We start from the raw sequence: 18863 nt of genomic DNA on the forward strand, positions 1-18863 counted from the left end.
TATTTTTTTTCACAACCCTTAAGTGTTTTTACTTTACCCAGACAATGATTTGCTATGAACGGGGGATACTGAGTCGGTAATTACCCCCTCTCCTTGTAGCCTCAATGTAATTTTTAACCGACCTGATTTTGGGTCGGTTTTTTTTGCGGGCATAGACAAAATTATAATCTTTTGTGTTATATCCACTGAGAAATTTTGCGTCGACGCGCTGGAACGGTTAGGATGCTTCGCCATTGAATTTGTCATCCAATATTAAAAAAATCAGGATGATCATAGGCTTGTCCGATCATTGATAAGAAGGAGGAATTATCAGGCTTCGACAGGAAATCGGACTATGAGAGTCAGTAGGTCCATCAGGATTGTAGGACGCTGGCAGGTTTGGACAGGTTATCAGGAATAAAAATGAAAGCTGATAAAAAAGATGCAGCCGATAAGCATGCTGCCAGAAGACGTTGGTTAAACTCCCATGATTCGGGTTATCACAAAGCTATGGGAAATCGTCAGGTTCAGATGATCGCCATTGGCGGCGCTATTGGTACCGGCCTCTTTCTCGGTGCCGGAGCGCGTCTTCAGGCCGCCGGGCCAGCGCTGGCAATTGTCTACCTGGTCTGTGGGATCTTCTGTTTTTTCATTTTACGGGCACTGGGAGAGTTGGTACTGCATCGGCCTACCAGCGGCAGCTTTGTCTCTTATGCGCGCGAGTTTATGGGAGAGAAAGGCTCTTATGTCGCAGGCTGGATGTATTTTGTTAACTGGGCGATGACCGGGATTGTCGATATTACCGCCGTGGCGCTCTACATGCATTACTGGCATGCGTTTGGCGATATTCCTCAGTGGGCGCTGGCATTGGGGGCACTGGCCATTGTCGCTTCTATGAACATGGTTGGCGTGAAATGGTTTGCCGAAATGGAGTTCTGGTTTGCGCTAATTAAAGTCGCCGCAATAGCCATCTTTTTACTGGTCGGCATCGTGTTTCTTGGTAGCGGTAAGCCGATTGATGGAAATACCACCGGCTTTCATTTGATTTCAGATAACGGCGGGGTGTTCCCACATGGCATATTGCCAGCGCTGGTATTGATACAGGGCGTCGTGTTCGCCTTCGCCGCTATTGAAATGGTGGGGGTTGCTGCTGGGGAATGCAAAGATCCTAAGAACGTGGTGCCAAAAGCGGTTAACAGCGTAATCTGGCGTATTGGCCTGTTCTATGTAGGGTCGATTTTGCTGCTGGTTTTGCTGTTGCCCTGGAACGCCTATCAGGCAGGAGAGAGCCCATTCGTTACCTTCTTCTCCAAACTTGGCGTGCCTTATATCGGCAGCATCATGAATATCGTCGTGCTGAGTGCAGCGCTTTCCAGCCTCAATTCTGGCCTTTATGCCACTGCGCGTATCCTGCGCTCAATGTCGATGGGCGGCTCGGCGCCGAAAATTCTGTCTAAAATGAGCAAGCGTCAGGTGCCTTATATGGGCATTCTGGTCACGGTGTTGGTCTATGTGGCGGGCGTTTATCTTAACTACATCGTGCCATCCCGGGTATTCGAAATTGTGTTAAACATTGCCTCGCTGGGGATTATATCCTCCTGGGCCTTCATCGTTCTGTGTCAGCTCAAACTGCGCAAGGCTATTCGTGAAGGTAAAGCCGAGGAAGTGAGTTTCAAAATGCCAGGCGCACCCTATACCTCCTGGTTAACGCTACTATTTCTTGCCTGCGTTCTGGTACTGATGGCCTTCGACTACCCGAACGGAACCTGGACTATCGCCAGTATTCCGGTTCTGGCGTTACTTCTGATACTTGGCTGGTTTGGCGTACGTAAACGTGCGCATGAGATTTCTCAGCAACAGCATGATGAAGAGCATCTGAATAACCTGCCAGGCTAACTTTCCTTCGCCGGCGCGTTTGATGGCGCCGGCTGCTTTCATATCCATCTTCTGTATCGCATTATTAAGATAGTTTTCGATCGCCTCGCGCACTACCATTTATTACTTCATCAAAGACAGGGTGTCATTATGTCCCTCCAAATTAATTTGATAAAAAATAAAGTGTTGTCAGAAAACTGGTTTGTTTTGCGCAATTATACCTATGAACTGTCAGGCCCTACTGGCTGCAAAGTCTGCCATAAACGTGAGGTCTACGATCGCGGTGATGGTGCCACCATCTTGCTCTATAACCGCAATAAAAATAGCGTGGTACTTACGCGTCAGTTTCGCATTGCCACCTGGGTAAATAAAAATCCTGACGGTATGCTTATTGAAACCTGCGCTGGCCTGCTTGATGACGACTCGCCGGAGGAGTGCATACGTAAAGAGGCCATGGAGGAGACCGGTTATGCCGTGGGTCACGTAGAAAAGCTGTTTCAGCTTTATATGTCGCCCGGAGGCGTTACTGAAATCGTACATTTTTTTGCAGCGGAATACAGTGATGCATTGAGAGAAGGGGGCGGCGGCGGCGTTGAGGACGAGCAAATTGAGGTGCTGGAGATGAGTTATCCAGAGGCGATGGCATGGGTAGCTGATGGTCGTATTTGCGATGGAAAAACGCTAATACTGCTTCAGCAGGCGCAGCTTAGGGGATGGCTGCACCGATAATTTTCTGGTGCTAAAGGGCAGATAAAGTCGGCAGTGTTTAACTCTGTCCGATGGTGTTCTGCTTATATCAACAAGAAGCAATTTGACGACGAATTGAAAATCTCAATCGACCCGGATGATATTTAAGATGCCCTGGTTAAATTATGTCACGTATTCGTTTTTTCAGTTCTATCCGGAGGGTTGACGGCGTTAACAGATTGGAAAGTATCCGACAAGTTTTTTTAAAATTAAGACGATAGATGCCTAATCTTAACTGTTTTATTTTTCAGGTTGTCGTTAGCCTGTTTTTCTTTTTTTCGCGATGGCATCACAAAGGGCACGAAGAGAGTTCTCATGCACCGCTCGGTGGCTGCCAGCGATTAAACCGTTACGGCCTTTTCAATTGTTGAGAATCTCTTCTATTAATGCCACTTTGGATGAGTGTGCTACTGAGGTTGTCTCTTCTTTATGCCGTTCGTCTGCCCGCGGATCCTTTGCAGACAGTCATTTCTGACTGGCAAATAGCCTTAATTATTGCCTGGCAATAAATACTCCGGACGATGTTGGTCAGGTCATGACTATCAGCCGTCATGCGGGAATTCAGGCGCGCGCGTTGTTCCGAATTGATCATGGAAATGGTTACAGTGGAAAGTTACCCGGAGGTCTTTTAAAAGATAACCTGCTGCCGGTTCAGAAGCGTCTCAGCATCGATCTTAAGCGCTTGCAGATTGACGCTCATCCTCTCAGCACCGCTCATAACATTTCGATGGATGAATTTTTCGCGCAGGCAATGGAAGGCGACACTATCCAGTTGTACAACCCGCGGGCAACCAGTTCGCTTCATGGCATGAATTCACGCTGTAACTGATGGATAGAGTACCCAGCAGGCAAAACAGCGCGAGCGCCTGGGGTAAAGATGGCAACGGGTCACCTGTCGCTGTCTCGCGTGAACGCAAAGTACCGCGCGTGTTTATACAGACCCATCTTCCTAAAGGCACTGACGCGTAATGAGGCTAGTGAATTAATCGATTATGGCACCTGGCGAGTTAACCTGGGCCAATGCTTACTCGACCCTCAGCGGCGTCAGGTGAGGGTGTCACCGTCGACTGAAAAAAAAACCGCTACTGCGGATAAGCTGCGAAACGGGAGTCTTAACGTCCTCTCTCTACCGTTTGAGATGGTGCGTCAACAGCCTTATCAAGCAAAAGACTCTCGACTACGTTGCCTTTAAGCGCTCTGGGCCAGGAGGTAATAAATTTTGACTTGGTCAACGCGGAGTATGAGGCGATCGGGGGCGTCTTGCTGACTTACCGTAAAGATCGAAGTTTGGAAGTCTGTGGCGTCGCCACGCGCTGGCAGCTCATTGGTCAGTAATTTGAACTGGCGGAATAGGCACGGGAGGAAATCTGTGAGGACTGGCCTGGCAGCGTCGGCTGGCTGATGCGCTGGGTCAGTATTCGTTCGAGCGAATATAAATCCCGGTAATGATGACAGAGGATAGCAACCTGCTGCTGATTTTCAGCGCGTCAGGTAAATAGAAAAACCCGACACACGTGTCGGGTTTTTCTATGTCAGCGCTGAATTAAACTGGCTTAAGCAGCGCTTTAGCGTGATTGACAATACTCTCCACGGTAAAGCCGAAGGCGGTAAACAGTTTGTCGGCTGGTGCAGATTCGCCGAATGTGGTCATGCCAACGATCTTACCGTTCAGACCAACGTATTTATACCAGTAATCGGCAATACCCGCTTCAACCGCCACTCGTGCAATGACAGTCGAAGGCAGTACCGACTCCCGGTAAGCCACATCTTGCTTATCGAACAGGTCGCTTGAAGGCATGGAGACCACCCTTACGTTGTGTCCGTCAGCGCTCAATTTCTGCTGAGCTTGTAGCGTAATTTCAACCTCAGAGCCAGTTGCTATCAGGATTATGTCCGGCGTGCCTGCACACTCTTTCAGTACGTAGGCTCCGCGTGAAATATTTTCCAGCTGCTTTTGATCGCGCTCCGGCTGGGCCAGATTCTGCCGTGACAAAATCAGCGCCGTCGGACCATGATGCCTTTCAATGGCATGCTTCCATGCAACGGCTGTCTCAACCTGGTCACAGGGACGCCAGACGCTCATATTTGGCGTGACCCGCAGGCTGGCCAGCTGCTCAACTGGCTGATGCGTCGGACCATCTTCCCCCAGACCGATAGAGTCGTGGGTGTAAACCAGGATCTGTCGGGCTTTCATCAGTGCCGCCATGCGCACCGCATTGCGTGCATATTCAACGAACATCAGGAAAGTCGCGGTATAGGGTACAAAGCCGCCGTGGCTGGCAATACCATTAGCGATAGCGGTCATGCCAAATTCACGTACGCCATAGTGAATATAGTTACCAGCGATATCCTCGTTTAGCGGTTTAGAGCCGGACCACATGGTCAGGTTGCTTGGGGCCAGGTCTGCCGAGCCGCCAAGAAATTCCGGCAATAGCTTACCGTAGGTTTCCAGGGCATTCTGTGAAGCCTTTCGGCTGGCGATTTTCTGTGGATTTGCCTGTAACTGCTGGATAAATTTCTGCGCCTGTGTTTCCCAGTGGTTTGGCAACTTGCCCTGTATCCGGCGGCTATACTCCGCGGCTAATTCAGGGTAGGCCGCTTTATAGGCGGCGAATTTATCCTGCCAATTTTTCTCGCGTGTAGCACCGGCTTTTTTGGCGTCCCAGTCGGCGTAAATCTCTTTTGGAATGTCAAATGGCGGATAATTCCAGCCTAGCTTCTTACGCGTCAGCGCCACCTCTTCTGCGCCTAACGCCGCGCCGTGCGCCTCTTCTTTGCCAGCTTTGTTCGGCGAACCGAAGCCAATAATGGTGCGGCAGATGATCAGCGAAGGCTTGTCAGTGACGCTTTGTGCTGTTTTGATGGCCTCAGCAACTGCCTCAGAGTCGTGCCCGTCGATATCGTGAATAACGTGCCAGTTGTAGGCCTCAAAGCGTTTTGCCGTATCATCGGTAAACCAGCCTTTAACTTCACCGTCAATCGAAATACCGTTGTGATCGTAGAAACCGATCAGCTTGCCGAGGCCGAGAGTACCAGCCAGAGAGCAAACTTCATGAGAGATGCCTTCCATCAGACAGCCGTCCCCCATAAATACCCAAGTGTGATGATCGACAATATCGTGTCCAGGGCGGTTGAACTGCGCGCCTAGTGTGCGCTCGGCGATAGCCATGCCCACCGCGTTAGCCAGCCCTTGTCCCAGTGGCCCGGTGGTGGTTTCAACGCCCGGCGTATAGCCAATTTCCGGATGACCTGGCGTTTTTGAATGCAATTGACGGAAATTTTTAAGCTCTTCTATCGGCAGATCGTAGCCAGTCAGATGCAGCAGGCTGTATAACAGCATTGAGGCGTGACCGTTAGAAAGAACGAATCGATCGCGATCGCTCCACGCTGGATTTTGTGGATTGTGCTTGAGAAAATCGCGCCATAATACTTCAGCAATATCGGCCATACCCATAGGCGCGCCTGGATGGCCGGAGTTTGCTTGCTGCACAGCATCCATACTCAGTGCGCGAATTGCGTTAGCCAGTTCTCTACGTGAGGACATTTTCTTCTCCGTTGGCTTAAAGAACCCGGGGGATTAGCACCCCCTCAAATAGGTGAAGGGCGGTTTGCGCCACTCCGGAAGTTTTTACAGTTTTGCTGACAGTACGTCTTCCAGCTTCTGCTGATCGACGGCGAATTGACGAATACCTTCAGCCAGTTTTTCGACTGCCATCGGATCCTGATTATGCGCCCAGCGGAATTCTGATTCTGAAAGCGGCGAGGGCGGGTTAAGGGCCTCGGTTGACGGTTCCAGTCTACGCTTAACGGGTGCTTCACTGGCCTGAAGCTCTTGCAGCAGGTTCGGGGAGATGGTTAAACGATCGCAGCCTGCCAGCGCGATAATTTGCTCTGTTTTACGAAAACTGGCACCCATAATGATGGTGTTGTAGCGATGTTGTTTATAATAATTGTAGATATTACGTACTGACTGTACCCCTGGATCTTCATCAACCCGATAAGGGGCGAGCGGCTTACGGCTGTTGTACCAGTCGTAGATACGTCCAACGAAAGGTGAAATCAGAAAGACTCCGGCTTCGGCGCAAGCGCGTGCCTGGGCAAAAGAAAAAAGGAGCGTCAGATTACATTGAATGCCGTTTTTTTCCAGCTCGGCTGCGGCGCGGATACCTTCCCATGTTGAGGCCAGCTTGATAAGTACTCTTGAGCGGTCAATACCGTGATCTTCGTACATACGGATCAGTTTTTCCGCTTTGGTGACGCACATTCCACGATCAAAAGAGAGGCGAGCATCGACTTCGGTTGAAACGCGGCCCGGAACGCTTTTTAAAATCTCCATGCCAAGATTTATAGCGACTTTATCGCTGGCATTAATAATTTGCGTTTCTTTATTACCGCCTTGCTTTTTCGCGAAGTCGATCGCATCAGTAATCAGGTGCTTATATGATTCAAGTCCGGCGGCTTTGAGGATCAGCGAAGGGTTGGTCGTGGCGTCTTCAGGATGATAATCACGGATAGATTCAATGTCACCGCTGTCCGCGACGACGGTTGTATACTGTTTTAATGCTTCAAGCTGGTTCATCTCTTAACTCCTTGATACGCAATTTTCATACAATTGCAAAATAACTTACGCATATGAACACATTGCAGCAGGCTCATGGCGATGAAAATGTGCTTTTTCAGATTGTTGCAATGGACTTAGCCGATTCAGCAAGCGTAGCTAATCCACTCTGGAGAACAATATTTTACGAAAGAAACAGCATCTGGTCTTCCTGCAGCGTCAAGGTCATACAACGCAAATACGTACAACATTTAACGTCGGGGAGCTGATTGTTAACTTATTAAGCTTAGCAGAAAGGGCATTATCATGAGGTTTCGAACCGTGACATTCAGTGCTTATTTTATTCAGGTTCCCGACCTCTTGAGCTGCGTGTATCCGTATCAGGGCAGCCCGATTGTGCTGGTAGCTGGTTTATGCGCTGATGGTTTTATTTTTATTTCAGCAAAGTTCAAATATTACTTTTGTGTTCTCATTTTTCGCGCTCTGTCGACGTTTATGACATTGTTTAGCTTCTATAGTTATCAACCAGGCCAAAACGATAACAGGAGTAGCAAATGGACGATCAACTGAACCAGAGTGCACTGGACTTTCATCAGTATCCGGTTCCAGGGAAGATTCAGGTCATCCCAACTAAACCTCTGGCTACGCAGCGCGATCTTGCGCTGGCTTATTCACCAGGCGTGGCTGCACCCTGTCTGGAAATTGCCGATGATCCACAGGCAGCCTATAAATACACTGCACGCGGTAATCTGGTGGCAGTGATTTCGAACGGTACGGCAGTGCTTGGCCTGGGAAATATTGGCGCACTGGCGGGTAAGCCTGTGATGGAAGGCAAGGGCGTGCTGTTTAAAAAGTTTGCGGGTATTGATGTCTTTGATATTGAAGTCGACCAGAACGACCCCGACAAATTCATTGAGGTCGTTTCGGCGCTGGAGCCGACATTTGGCGGTATCAATCTTGAAGATATTAAGGCACCGGAATGTTTCTACATTGAAAAAAAACTGCGCGAGCGCATGAATATTCCGGTGTTTCATGACGATCAGCATGGCACGGCGATCATTTGCTGTGCAGCGGTGCTTAACGGTCTGAAAGTGGTTAAAAAGACGCTATCGGATGTGCGATTGGTGGTATCGGGTGCCGGCGCTTCTGCGATAGCTTGTATGAATCTGTTGGTTACGATGGGGATGAAAAAGCACAATATCACTGTGTGCGACTCTAAAGGCGTGATTTATCAGGGACGTGAAAAGAACATGGCGGAGACCAAAGCCGCCTATGCCGTGGCGGATACAGGTAAGCGTAAGCTGGAAGAGGTTATTGAAAACGCAGATATTTTCCTCGGCTGCTCTGGCCCCGGTGTGCTCAATCAACTGATGGTTAAGCGGATGGCACGCGATCCGCTAATTCTGGCGCTGGCAAATCCTCAGCCTGAAATTCTGCCGCCACTGGCAAAAGAAGTTCGCCCTGATGCCATCATCTGCACCGGACGTTCGGATTATCCGAATCAGGTAAATAACGTGCTGTGCTTTCCATTCATTTTTCGTGGTGCGCTGGATGTCGGTGCAACGGCGATCAACGAAGAGATGAAGCTGGCTGCGGTTAATGCTATTGCCGGGCTGGCACAGGCGGAGCAGAGCGATGTGGTTGCATCGGCGTATGTCGATCAGGATCTGACCTTCGGGCCTGAGTACCTGATCCCCAAACCGTTTGATCCGCGTTTAATCGCCCAGATTGCACCCGCGGTAGCGCAGGCGGCAATGGATTCTGGCGTAGCAACGCGCCCAATTAAGGATATGGAAGCCTACAAAGACAAGCTGGCGGAATTTGTCTATAAAACCAATCTGTTTATGAAACCCATTTTCGCTCAGGCACGTAAGGAGCCCAAAAGGGTCGTACTGGCGGAGGGGGAGGATATTCGTATCCTGCATGCCACTCAGGAGCTGATTAGTCTTGGTCTGGCAAAGCCGGTGCTGATTGGTCGTCCCGGCGTTATTGAAATGCGTCTGAAAAAACAGGGTTTGAAAATTCAGCCGGGTAAAGATTTTGAAGTAGTCAATAATGAATCCGATTCGCGCTTCAAGGCTTACTGGAACGAATATTACCAAATCATGAAGCGGCGGGGTGTTACTGCCGAACAGGCACAGCGTGCGCTTATTGGCAATCCTACGCTGATTGGTTCGATTATGGTTCATCGTGGCGAAGCGGATGCGCTGATTTGTGGCACCATCGGTGATTATCACGAACATTTTCGGGTGCTGGAGAACGTATTTGGCTACCGCAAGCAGCAAAAAGTTGCCGGGGCGATGAACGCGTTACTGCTGCCGGGGGGGAATACGTTTATCGCCGATACCTATGTTAATGCCGATCCCAGTGCCGAGCAGCTGGCAGAGCTGACGTTGCTAGCGGCGGAGACGGTACGCCGCTTCGGTATCGAGCCGCGGGTGGCGCTGCTGTCTCACTCCAGCTTTGGTAGTTCTGATGGACCCTCCGCGCGAAAAATGCGAGAGGCGCTGGCGTTGATTCAGCAGCGGGCGCCGGAGCTGGAAGTGGATGGTGAAATGCATGGCGATGCCGCTCTGCTGGAAAGCATCCGTAGGGATCTGATGCCGGACAGCCCGCTAAAAGGGTCGGCAAATCTGCTTATTATGCCGAACATGGAGGCGGCGCGTATCAGTTACAATTTGCTACGCGTTTCCTGCTCCGACGGGGTGACGGTGGGGCCAGTGCTGATGGGCATGGCCAGCCCCGTACATGTTCTGACGCCAATAGCCTCAGTGCGTCGCATTGTAAACATGGTAGCGCTGGCGGTCGTTGAGGCGCAAATCGCCCCGCTATAACCTGTCGCTGCTGGGTTGACCGTTGACATGATGCTCCGGGCAAAGGACGGGCTGGAGACATTATCAGGGATGTGTCAAACCCACTCTTTTACTGGCAAAAATTCGCTGTATAGCCTGGCTTCCTCTGAGCCTGGCTGCGGCTGATAATCATATTCCCAACGCACCAGCGGTGGCATAGACATCAGAATTGACTCTGTTCGCCCGCCGGTTTGCAGACCAAAGTGCGTTCCGCGATCCCATACAAGATTGAATTCAACGTAGCGGCCCCGCCGGTAAAGCTGAAACTGTCGCTCGCGCTGACCCCAGGTACAGTGTTTACGACGGGCAACAATTGGCCGGTATGCGGCAATAAATCCTTGTCCCACCGCTTTTGTAAAATTAAAGCAGTTGTCGAAATCCGGGGTGCTCATATCGTCAAAAAACAGGCCGCCGATGCCACGCTGTTCGTTACGGTGGGGTAAATGGAAATATTCATCGCACCATTTTTTATAGCGTGGATAGAGGTCACCCCCGAATGGCTGGCAGAGCTGATGAGCGGTACGGTGCCAGTGCTGAGCATCTTCTGTGAAGCCATAAAACGGGGTCAGGTCAAAACCACCGCCAAACCACCATACCGGCTCAGCCCCCGGCTTTTCCGCGATAAAAAATCGCACGTTAGCATGGCTGGTCGGCACATAGGGATTCTCGGGATGAACCACCAGCGATACCCCTAGCGCCTCAAAACTGCGGCCTGCCAGCTCCGGACGATGAGCCGTAGCAGAGGCCGGCATCTGATCGCCGTGGACGTGAGAGAAGTTGACCCCGGCCTGCTCAAAAACCGCGCCCTGATGCAAAACACGGCTGCGTCCACCGCCACCATCCGCACGTGTCCAACTGTCTTCGTGAAATTCGGCTTTACCGTCTTCATCGGCGAGCTGCTGACAAATATCTTCCTGTAGCTGCAGCAGAAATTGTTTAACCCTGATGATATTGGGAGAACTCATAGTGGCCTTGCTTACTATAAAATGACTTGCCGAGTATACGCTATTTTATCGTCTGTGGACGCCGTCGACTTCGTTAAAAAAGCCAATAATGCCGTCAACAATCGCCCCGGCAATTTTCTGTCTGAAAACGGAGGTATCCAGCAGTCGCTCTTCCTGTGGGTTAGTAATAAATGACGTTTCCACTAATACCGAGGGGATCGACGGTGATTTCAGCACCGCGAAAGCGGCCTGTTCGGTGTGCTGGCTGTGCAGGTGGTGAATGGGCCTTATCTGATTAAGCACATGCTTGCCCAGCGTGAGGCTTTTTTTTATGGTGTTGGTCTGCACCAGATCGAATATGATTTCTTGCAAGTAGCGATCTTTTGCCTCTACCTGCGCACCGCCAAACCTGTCTGCCGAGTTTTCCCGATTGGCAAGATATTTCGCCATTGTGCTGCTGGCTCCCCGGGTGGAAAGGGCAAAAACGGAAGCGCCGTGTGCGATCGGGCTGGTGAATCCATCGGCGTGGATTGACATAAACAGATTGGCACCGTGGCGATGGGCAATCTCCACGCGTTCATATAACGGAATAAAATGGTCGCTGTCCCGGGTCAGCATGGCTTCAATCGTAGGATGATGTTGCAACAGCATGCGGACATAGCGGGCAATCTCCAGCACCACATGTTTTTCCTCCGACCCCTCTTCGCCAATCGCGCCGGGATCGATACCGCCGTGTCCAGGGTCGATCATGACAATTCTTTTCCTGCCAGGAACGGTGCGTTTGGGGTAGTTATGATAGCCTGACAGCCGTGGGCGGGAGCCTTCAGCAGCAGCAAAAACAGATTTTGTTCCGGTGAGTGCGAGTGCCAGGCCGCATAACAGCAGCTGACGGCGCGAAACAAGAGGCGTAAGAGATTTAATCGGTTTCACAATGGCGTCCACTAATAAATACTGCCCATTGTTATATCGTAACATTAAGGATTACGCGACATCCGGTGTATTTCAGGCATTTACTTTTTATTTCAGCTGGAGAATAGCGTGTTTTTTTATCCCGGTGACGTGCGAAACTTGCGCATCGGCAAGAATGCGTGATAATCAGCTGAATCTGCGACTTAACAGGATATAAGCTATGGAAATCCGTGCGTTTCAGCAGGACGATTTTGAAGAGGTTATCACTTTGTGGGACCGCTGCGATCTGCTGCGTCCGTGGAACGACCCGGAGCTGGATATTGAACGCAAGATGAGTTATGACCCCGATCTGTTTCTGGTCGCTGTGGTTAATGGTGAAATAGTCGGTAGCCTGATGGGCGGCTATGACGGTCACCGCGGCTCCGCCTACTATCTTGGTGTACATCCGGATTATCGCGGTCGCGGTATTGCAAATGCGCTGGTCAATCGTCTGGAGAAAAAACTGATCGCGCGTGGCTGTCCCAAGATCACCCTACTGGTGCGTCAGGAAAATGATGCAGTCATCGGCTTCTACGAAAAACTGGATTATGACACGCTGGACAGCGTCACTCTCGGTAAGCGTTTGATCGAAGATCGTGAGTATTAATTCCTCATTATGCTGAAATACCCGCCCGATGTCTGGGATGCCAAAGGGCAACTCAGGCTCCCTTTATCCTATTGGTTGATTTTGCTGTTGCAGGCGCGTAGCTGGGTTCTGTTTGTGCTGGCCGATACCTCCCATCAGCAGGCCAGCGCTATTCTGGCGCTGTTTTATCCTGATCCTGGCGATCTGGGCGTGGGTCTGATATGGGGTGTTCCGGCTGCGGTTGGCTTTTTACTCAGTGGCTGGCGGCAACGCTTCCCTCGCTTCTGGCAACGCTTCCCTCGCTTCTGGCAATGCTGGCGCTGGGTTCTGGCTATTTCGTTATTGGCCTCTTTTCTCCAGCAGTGCCTGGCTGCCAGTCAGGATATGACGCTGGTTACACCCTGGATGATAATGACGAGCATCGCTGATCTGCTGGGACTGGCCTGGCTGGTGTTAGATCGTCGCTTGCGCGACTGTTTTAATCCGCGCTTAAATCATGTGGAGTAAACTTTTTATCGCCGGCAAACTCAAAGCAGTTCGGCGATCGCGCCTCTGATAGAAAGGAGTATTCATGAAGTCTGTTTCCCTCGCGCCTCTTTGTGCCGCCATGCTGCTGTCCGGATGCGCCGGTTCCGGCGTATCAACGACCTCACCAGACAGCACCAGCTGGTATAACCCGCTGTCATGGCACTGGTCGGCGCTTAACCCGGTCAGCTGGTTCGGCCCTTCTTTGCAGGTTACTGAACAGGGAGTTGGCAAGATTACAGCCGCCACGCCAATGACTGAAGAGGCCATAAACAAAGGCCTGGACGGCGATTATCACCTGCGTAAAGGGATGCGTAGCGACGGAGAGAAGGTGGTGACGTTTTGGCAGGCGCTCAGTGAGGGCAAGCTGAAATTGGTAGTTAGCGGCCAGACCCATGTTAACCAGATTGTCGTAATGGACGACAACGTAAGTGGACCCGGCGGCGTAGCGCTTGGAGCGCCTTTCAGTACGCTGTACAGCGAAGCATTTGGCGCCTGTAAACTTGCGGGCTATCGTGACGGTAGCGACGTGCGCTGTCGGGCGCCGGGCAGTCAGCACATATGGTACCAATTTACCGGTGAGTGGCACGGCCCGGAAGGCTTAATGCCCGATAACGCAACCCTGAAAAAGTGGCGTCTCAATAAAATTATCTGGCAGAGCTGAACATCGCTCTTAATCTGTGATGATCGGGTGGTATGCAATTGCTCATGCGGGCTGCCCGGTTGCAAAGGACGACTGCTTGTCATTGAGCCATCGCCTATCTGATGCCGGTGACTTATAGCGTTTTACGCTTTTAAATCACTAAAAAGTATATAAAACCGTTACGACTTTCCCCTGTGTTATAAATAAACTGGCATCCTGATACAACCAGCCAAACTCACACAGGGTGTAAAATGTCGCAGATAACGATAAAAAGAATAGCCAAGGCTACGGCTTTAACACTCATGCTGGTTGGTAGCGTTAAGGCAACAGAATTACTCAATAGCTCCTATGACGTGGCGCGCGAATTGTTTGTCGCACTTAACGCCCCTTTTGAAAAGCAATGGGATGCGCAGCATCCTGATGACAAACTCACGATTAAGCAATCTCATGCCGGCTCTTCGAAACAGGCTTTAGCCATATTACAAGGGCTGAAAGCTGACGTAGTGACTTATAATCAGGTTACGGATGTGCAGATACTGCACGATCGCGGAAATCTTATCCCCGCCGACTGGCAGCTGCGCCTGCCGAATAACAGCTCGCCGTTTTACTCGACGATGGCGTTTTTGGTTCGTAAGGGTAACCCTAAAAATATTCACGACTGGAGCGACCTGGTTAAACGTGACGTAAAGCTGGTTTTCCCCAACCCTAAAACTTCTGGTAACGGCCGCTATACGTGGCTGGCCGCATGGGGTGTCACCAGCCAGGCTGACGGTGGGGATCAGGCTAAAACCCGGCAGTTTATGACGCAATTTCTAAAAAACGTGGTGGTTTTTGATACCGGTGGCCGCGGTGCCACAACAACGTTTGTCGATCGTGGACTGGGTGATGTGCTGATAAGCTTTGAGTCAGAGGTGAATACCATCAGTAATCGGTATGCCGACCAGGGTTATGAAGTCGTGGTGCCGAAAAACAATATTCTCGCAGAGTTTCCAGTGACCTGGATTGATAAAAACGTCGAGCGCAACAATACCAGGCCGGTGGCAAAAGCCTACCTTAACTACCTCTATTCCCCTGTTGCACAAAAGATTATGACTGACTTTTATTATCGGGTGAATAATCCGGTGTTAATGGCGGAAAATAGAAGTCGCTTCCCGCCAACTCAGCTGTTCAGGGTTGAAGATCAGTTTGGTCGCTGGGATCAGGTGATGAATACCCATTTTGCCAGCGGTGGTGAGCTGGAAAAACTGTTAGCAGCAGGACATTAAGATGGTATCAGGCAGCGGGAAACGCGTTTTACCGGGATTCGGCATCAGTCTTGGCAGTAGTCTGTTTTTTATCTGCCTGATTCTGCTACTCCCGCTGAGCGCGCTGTTGATGCAGCTATCGCAGATGACGCTGGCGCAATACTGGCAGGTGATCACCCAGCCGCAGATCGTTGCGGCTTATCAGGTCACGTTACTTGCCGCCGGTGTGGCCTCACTGTTCAATGCCCTTTTCGGTATGCTCATGGCGTGGATCTTAACGCGTTATCGCTTCCCAGGACGCAGGTTGTTGGATGGTCTGATGGATCTGCCATTTGCATTGCCGACCGCAGTTGCAGGCCTGACGCTGGCCGGTCTTTTCTCCATCAATGGCTGGCTTGGCAGCGGATTATACACATGGTTCGGTCTGAAAATTTCTTATACATGGCTTGGTATCGCGCTAGCGATGGCGTTTACCAGCGTCCCCTTCGTGGTGCGGACGGTACAGCCGGTGCTTGAGGAGCTGGGGCCGGAGTATGAAGAAGCGGCAGAAACGCTCGGAGCCACGCCCTGGCAAAGTTTCCGTCGCGTTGTGCTGCCTGAGCTTACTCCGGCGCTACTGGCAGGAACTGCGCTCTCATTTACCCGCAGCCTGGGGGAGTTTGGTGCGGTGATTTTTATCGCCGGTAATATTGCCTGGAAAACGGAGGTGACGTCGCTGATGATCTTTGTTCGTTTGCAGGAGTTTGACTACCCGGCGGCCAGTGCTATCGCGTCAGTTATTCTGGCCGCGTCGCTGCTGCTGCTGTTTGCCATTAACACGTTACAAAGCCGTTTCGGCCGACGCCTCGGGGGGCACTGATGACCGATAGTGCCAGAATTGTAATCCGCAGCCGAATTAACTGGGGTAGGGGGGCGTTGATTATCCTCGGTATCCTCCTGTCGCTATTGCTGCTAGTGGTACCGCTAGTATCAATTTTTGTTGAGGCGCTGAATCACGGGTTGGGAGAGGCGCTAGTAAACCTCGGTGATCAGGATATGCTACATGCTATCTGGCTGACGGTGCTGGTTGCGCTGATTACCGTTCCCGTTAACCTGGTTTTTGGTACGCTGCTGGCATGGCTGGTGACGCGCTTTAACTTCCCTGGCCGCCAGCTGATGCTGACGCTTTTTGATATCCCGTTCGCCGTCTCACCTGTGGTGGCGGGATTAATCTATCTGTTATTCTGGGGGGTTAATGGGCCCGTGGGTGGGTGGCTGGATGTGCACAATATTCAACTCATGTTTTCCTGGCCGGGTATCGTTATGGTGACGGTATTCGTTACTTGTCCTTTTGTGGTGCGCGAGCTGGTTCCAGTTATGCTAAGTCAGGGGAGCCACGAGGATGAAGCTGCGGTGCTGCTGGGGGCCTCTGGCTGGCAGATGTTCCGTAGGGTGACACTACCCAATATTCGCTGGGCTTTGCTGTATGGCGTGGTGCTCACTAACGCCCGGGCGATTGGTGAATTCGGCGCGGTATCGGTGGTTTCAGGCGCGGTACGCGGTGAGACTTATACGTTGCCACTTCAGGTTGAATTATTGCATCAGGATTACAACACCGTGGGCGCTTTTACTGCTGCGGCCTTGTTGACCCTGATGGCGATCCTGACACTGTTTCTGAAAAGCGCACTGCAGTGGCGCCTGGAAAACCAGCGACAGCGTTTGCAGCAGGAGATGAGTAATGAGTATTGAAATCAATCATATCAGCAAAGCTTTTGGTGCAACGAAAGTACTGCATGATATTTCGCTGGATATACCCTCAGGTCAAATGGTTGCGTTACTTGGCCCGTCAGGCTCGGGGAAAACCACGCTGCTGCGTATTATTGCCGGCCTGGAAAGTCTAACGCGGGGCGGGCTGAGCTTTCACGGTAACGATGTTACCCGGCTGCATGCCCGTGAACGTCATGTCGGCTTTGTATTTCAGCATTACGCGCTTTTTCGTCACATGACGGTGTTCGATAATATTGCTTTTGGTTTGACGGTGATGCCGCGACGTACACGTCCCGGCGCTACGGTTATCCGGCAAAAGGTTATGCAGCTTTTAGACATGGTTCAGCTGTCGCAGCTGGCAAATCGCTATCCGGCCCAGCTCTCTGGTGGACAGAAACAGCGCGTAGCTTTGGCTCGGGCGCTGGCGGTCGAGCCACAGATTTTGCTTCTCGACGAGCCTTTCGGTGCGTTGGATGCGCAGGTGCGCAAAGAGCTGCGCCGCTGGCTGCGTCAGCTGCACGAGGAACTCAAGTTTACCAGCGTTTTCGTTACTCACGATCAGGAAGAAGCGATGGAAGTGGCAGATAGCGTGGTGGTGATGAGCCATGGGCACATTGAACAGACAGGCACACCGCAGGAGGTGTGGAGCGAGCCAGCGACTCGCTTCGTACTGGAGTTTCTCGGTGAGGTTAATCGCTTTGATGGCCTGGTGCGGGGGTCGCAATTTTCCGTTGGTGGTCAGCACTGGCCGCTAGGTTACACACCAGACTGGCAAGATCGTGTCGATCTCTTCCTGCGTCCTTGGGAGGTCGACGTCAGCCGACAGAACACCCCTGATACGCCCCTACCGGCGCGGGTGGTTGAAGTCAGTCCGAAAGGACACTTCTGGCAGCTTCAGCTTCAGCCGCAAGGTTGGCATGCCGATCCGTTTAGCGTGATATTTGATGGTTCGCAGCTTGCGCCTCTTCGCGGTGAAACGTTTTACGTGGGCATGAAACAGGCGCGGGTTTATCACGATGAAACCCCTTTACGTCAGGTTGCCTTTGCGCAAAGTGCCTGATATTTTCTTTTGTATCGAATGGAGGTCAGGTTTTGCCTGGCCTTTTTTTATCCGCCTATTTTGTTTGTCAGGAACTTAACGTGACGACGCTTGAAAAAACTGTTGGCAGTACTCCCCTGGTTCAGCTACAGCGCCTGACGCCGGATAATGGCAGCGAAATCTGGGTAAAACTTGAAGGCAATAATCCCGCCGGTTCGGTCAAAGACCGGGCGGCATTGTCGATGATCCAGCAGGGTGAGGTGCGGCATGAAATCAAACCCGGCGATACGCTGATTGAGGCTACCAGCGGCAATACGGGTATTGCGCTGGCGATGATCGCGGCGATGAAGGGCTATAAACTGCGTCTGTTGATGCCTGACAATATGAGCGAAGAGCGGCGTGTGGCGATGGCAGCCTATGGCGCAGAGCTTATTCTGGTTCCCCGTGAGCGCGGTATGGAGGGCGCGAGAGACCTGGCCCGGGAGATGGCCGCGCGTGGGGAAGGAAAAGTGCTCGATCAGTTTAATAACCCTGATAATCCGCTCGGGCATTATCTGACCACAGGTCCTGAAATCTGGCAACAAACCTGCGGTGTACTGACGCATTTTGTTTCCTGTATGGGGACGACCGGCACTATTACCGGTGTGGGGCGCTATCTGAAAGAGCAGAGTGACCGCGTGCAAATAGTTGGCCTGCAACCTGCAGAAGGTAGCAATATTCCGGGCATCCGCCGCTGGTCACAAGCTTATTTGCCTGGCATTTTTCGCCCCGAACTGGTGGATGACATTCTTGATATCGGCCAGTGTGAGGCAGAAGACATCATGCGTCAGCTTGCCCGCCGCGAAGGTATCTTCTGTGGTGTCAGCTCTGGCGGAGCGGTTGCCGGTGCGCTGCGAATTGCGCATGCGCTACCGGAGAGCAAAATCGTTGCTATTATTTGCGATCGTGGCGATCGCTACCTGTCGACCGGTGTCTTCAGCTAAGCCCTCTATTGCTGCGGCGGACGATAAGAAGAACGGAAAAACCGGCTGATTAGCGGGTGACACCGGGGAACATTTTTTGCTTTTGATCGACTTTTATTTTGGTCAGTCAGTTTTTTTGGTGGGATTACAGTTTGACGATAATCACTATGCTCTTGAACATAAAGCAGTCCGATATAGCGTTGATTTACAAACAG

At 51.4% G+C, this 18863-nt stretch carries 16 protein-coding genes; 12 read left to right on the plus strand and 4 right to left on the minus strand.

Annotation, left to right across the window (positions count from 1 at the left end):
* Nucleotides 1-402: 402 nt before the first annotated feature.
* From ansP to BM191_RS05855, 3 genes are all read left to right on the plus strand, one after another.
* Nucleotides 403-1875 carry an L-asparagine permease gene (ansP, locus tag BM191_RS05845; protein ID WP_092876064.1) on the plus strand — a complete coding sequence of 491 codons (1473 nt, stop codon included), beginning with the start codon at nucleotides 403-405 and terminating at the stop codon, nucleotides 1873-1875.
* A gap of 129 nt (nucleotides 1876-2004) precedes the next feature.
* Nucleotides 2005-2583, plus strand: a complete 579-nt coding sequence (nudK, locus tag BM191_RS05850) for a GDP-mannose pyrophosphatase NudK (RefSeq protein ID WP_092876066.1) — start codon at nucleotides 2005-2007, stop codon at nucleotides 2581-2583.
* A gap of 553 nt (nucleotides 2584-3136) precedes the next feature.
* Nucleotides 3137-3430: a hypothetical protein gene (locus BM191_RS05855; RefSeq protein ID WP_092876068.1), complete on the plus strand. Its 294-nt coding sequence runs from the start codon at nucleotides 3137-3139 to the stop codon at nucleotides 3428-3430.
* A gap of 714 nt (nucleotides 3431-4144) precedes the next feature.
* On the opposite strand, the gene tkt is transcribed toward BM191_RS05855, so the two are convergent.
* Entirely contained in the window at nucleotides 4145-6145 is a 2001-nt protein-coding gene (gene tkt, locus BM191_RS05865) for a transketolase (protein WP_092876072.1), read from the minus strand.
* Nucleotides 6146-6229: 84 nt separating this feature from the next.
* Nucleotides 6230-7180, minus strand: a complete 951-nt coding sequence (gene tal / locus BM191_RS05870; RefSeq protein ID WP_092876074.1) for a transaldolase — start codon at nucleotides 7178-7180, stop codon at nucleotides 6230-6232.
* A gap of 533 nt (nucleotides 7181-7713) precedes the next feature.
* Here tal and maeB point away from each other — a divergent pair.
* On the plus strand, nucleotides 7714-9993 hold the full coding sequence (gene maeB / locus BM191_RS05875) for an NADP-dependent oxaloacetate-decarboxylating malate dehydrogenase (protein WP_092876076.1): 2280 nt from the start codon (nucleotides 7714-7716) through the stop codon (nucleotides 9991-9993).
* A gap of 74 nt (nucleotides 9994-10067) precedes the next feature.
* On the opposite strand, the gene hemF is transcribed toward maeB, so the two are convergent.
* Both hemF and amiA read right to left on the minus strand, forming a co-directional pair.
* Complete coding sequence (gene hemF / locus BM191_RS05880; RefSeq protein ID WP_092876078.1) at nucleotides 10068-10976, minus strand: oxygen-dependent coproporphyrinogen oxidase; 909 nt, start codon at nucleotides 10974-10976, stop codon at nucleotides 10068-10070.
* A 45-nt stretch (nucleotides 10977-11021) separates the two neighbouring features.
* Nucleotides 11022-11885, minus strand: coding sequence for an N-acetylmuramoyl-L-alanine amidase AmiA (gene amiA / locus BM191_RS05885; RefSeq protein ID WP_230479519.1), 864 nt, complete (start codon nucleotides 11883-11885; stop codon nucleotides 11022-11024).
* A 199-nt stretch (nucleotides 11886-12084) separates the two neighbouring features.
* On the opposite strand from amiA, the gene BM191_RS05890 reads away from it, so the two are divergent.
* From BM191_RS05890 to cysM, 8 genes are all read left to right on the plus strand, one after another.
* A complete protein-coding gene (locus BM191_RS05890; protein WP_092876082.1) occupies nucleotides 12085-12510 on the plus strand; it encodes a GNAT family acetyltransferase in 426 nt (141 codons plus the stop codon).
* A 9-nt stretch (nucleotides 12511-12519) separates the two neighbouring features.
* A complete protein-coding gene (locus BM191_RS05895) occupies nucleotides 12520-12996 on the plus strand; it encodes a DUF2919 domain-containing protein (RefSeq protein ID WP_092876084.1) in 477 nt (158 codons plus the stop codon).
* A gap of 64 nt (nucleotides 12997-13060) precedes the next feature.
* Nucleotides 13061-13678 (plus strand): RpoE-regulated lipoprotein, encoded by a 618-nt coding sequence (locus BM191_RS05900; RefSeq protein ID WP_092876086.1) that lies wholly within the window; start codon nucleotides 13061-13063, stop codon nucleotides 13676-13678.
* 230 nt (nucleotides 13679-13908) lie between these two features.
* The gene (locus tag BM191_RS05905) at nucleotides 13909-14922 is read left to right on the plus strand and encodes a sulfate ABC transporter substrate-binding protein (protein WP_092876088.1); all 1014 of its coding nucleotides are present in this window, start codon (nucleotides 13909-13911) and stop codon (nucleotides 14920-14922) included.
* A 1-nt stretch (nucleotide 14923) separates the two neighbouring features.
* The gene (gene cysT, locus BM191_RS05910) at nucleotides 14924-15760 is read left to right on the plus strand and encodes a sulfate/thiosulfate ABC transporter permease CysT (protein WP_092876090.1); all 837 of its coding nucleotides are present in this window, start codon (nucleotides 14924-14926) and stop codon (nucleotides 15758-15760) included.
* A complete protein-coding gene (gene cysW / locus BM191_RS05915) occupies nucleotides 15760-16629 on the plus strand; it encodes a sulfate/thiosulfate ABC transporter permease CysW (RefSeq protein ID WP_092876092.1) in 870 nt (289 codons plus the stop codon). The genes cysT and cysW overlap by 1 nt, the downstream gene beginning before the upstream one ends.
* Nucleotides 16619-17707: a sulfate/thiosulfate ABC transporter ATP-binding protein CysA gene (cysA, locus tag BM191_RS05920; protein WP_092876095.1), complete on the plus strand. Its 1089-nt coding sequence runs from the start codon at nucleotides 16619-16621 to the stop codon at nucleotides 17705-17707. Before cysW ends, cysA begins: the two co-directional genes overlap by 11 nt.
* A gap of 80 nt (nucleotides 17708-17787) precedes the next feature.
* Entirely contained in the window at nucleotides 17788-18669 is an 882-nt protein-coding gene (gene cysM, locus BM191_RS05925) for a cysteine synthase CysM (protein WP_092876097.1), read from the plus strand.
* Nucleotides 18670-18863: the final 194 nt, after the last annotated feature.

The organism is Izhakiella capsodis (assembly GCF_900115045.1).
Classification (GTDB): domain Bacteria; phylum Pseudomonadota; class Gammaproteobacteria; order Enterobacterales; family Enterobacteriaceae; genus Izhakiella; species Izhakiella capsodis.

What these genes read in the sequence shown, in the direction of transcription:
- ansP (WP_092876064.1), top strand. Translation starts at nt 403, where the DNA reads ATGAAAGCTGATAAAAAAGATGCAGCCGATAAGCATGCTGCCAGAAGA.
- nudK (WP_092876066.1), top strand. Translation starts at nt 2,005, where the DNA reads ATGTCCCTCCAAATTAATTTGATAAAAAATAAAGTGTTGTCAGAAAAC.
- BM191_RS05855 (WP_092876068.1), top strand. Translation starts at nt 3,137, where the DNA reads ATGACTATCAGCCGTCATGCGGGAATTCAGGCGCGCGCGTTGTTCCGA.
- tkt (WP_092876072.1), bottom strand. Translation starts at nt 6,145, where the DNA reads ATGTCCTCACGTAGAGAACTGGCTAACGCAATTCGCGCACTGAGTATG.
- tal (WP_092876074.1), bottom strand. Translation starts at nt 7,180, where the DNA reads ATGAACCAGCTTGAAGCATTAAAACAGTATACAACCGTCGTCGCGGAC.
- maeB (WP_092876076.1), top strand. Translation starts at nt 7,714, where the DNA reads ATGGACGATCAACTGAACCAGAGTGCACTGGACTTTCATCAGTATCCG.
- hemF (WP_092876078.1), bottom strand. Translation starts at nt 10,976, where the DNA reads ATGAGTTCTCCCAATATCATCAGGGTTAAACAATTTCTGCTGCAGCTA.
- BM191_RS05890 (WP_092876082.1), top strand. Translation starts at nt 12,085, where the DNA reads ATGGAAATCCGTGCGTTTCAGCAGGACGATTTTGAAGAGGTTATCACT.
- BM191_RS05895 (WP_092876084.1), top strand. Translation starts at nt 12,520, where the DNA reads ATGCTGAAATACCCGCCCGATGTCTGGGATGCCAAAGGGCAACTCAGG.
- BM191_RS05900 (WP_092876086.1), top strand. Translation starts at nt 13,061, where the DNA reads ATGAAGTCTGTTTCCCTCGCGCCTCTTTGTGCCGCCATGCTGCTGTCC.
- BM191_RS05905 (WP_092876088.1), top strand. Translation starts at nt 13,909, where the DNA reads ATGTCGCAGATAACGATAAAAAGAATAGCCAAGGCTACGGCTTTAACA.
- cysT (WP_092876090.1), top strand. Translation starts at nt 14,924, where the DNA reads ATGGTATCAGGCAGCGGGAAACGCGTTTTACCGGGATTCGGCATCAGT.
- cysW (WP_092876092.1), top strand. Translation starts at nt 15,760, where the DNA reads ATGACCGATAGTGCCAGAATTGTAATCCGCAGCCGAATTAACTGGGGT.
- cysA (WP_092876095.1), top strand. Translation starts at nt 16,619, where the DNA reads ATGAGTATTGAAATCAATCATATCAGCAAAGCTTTTGGTGCAACGAAA.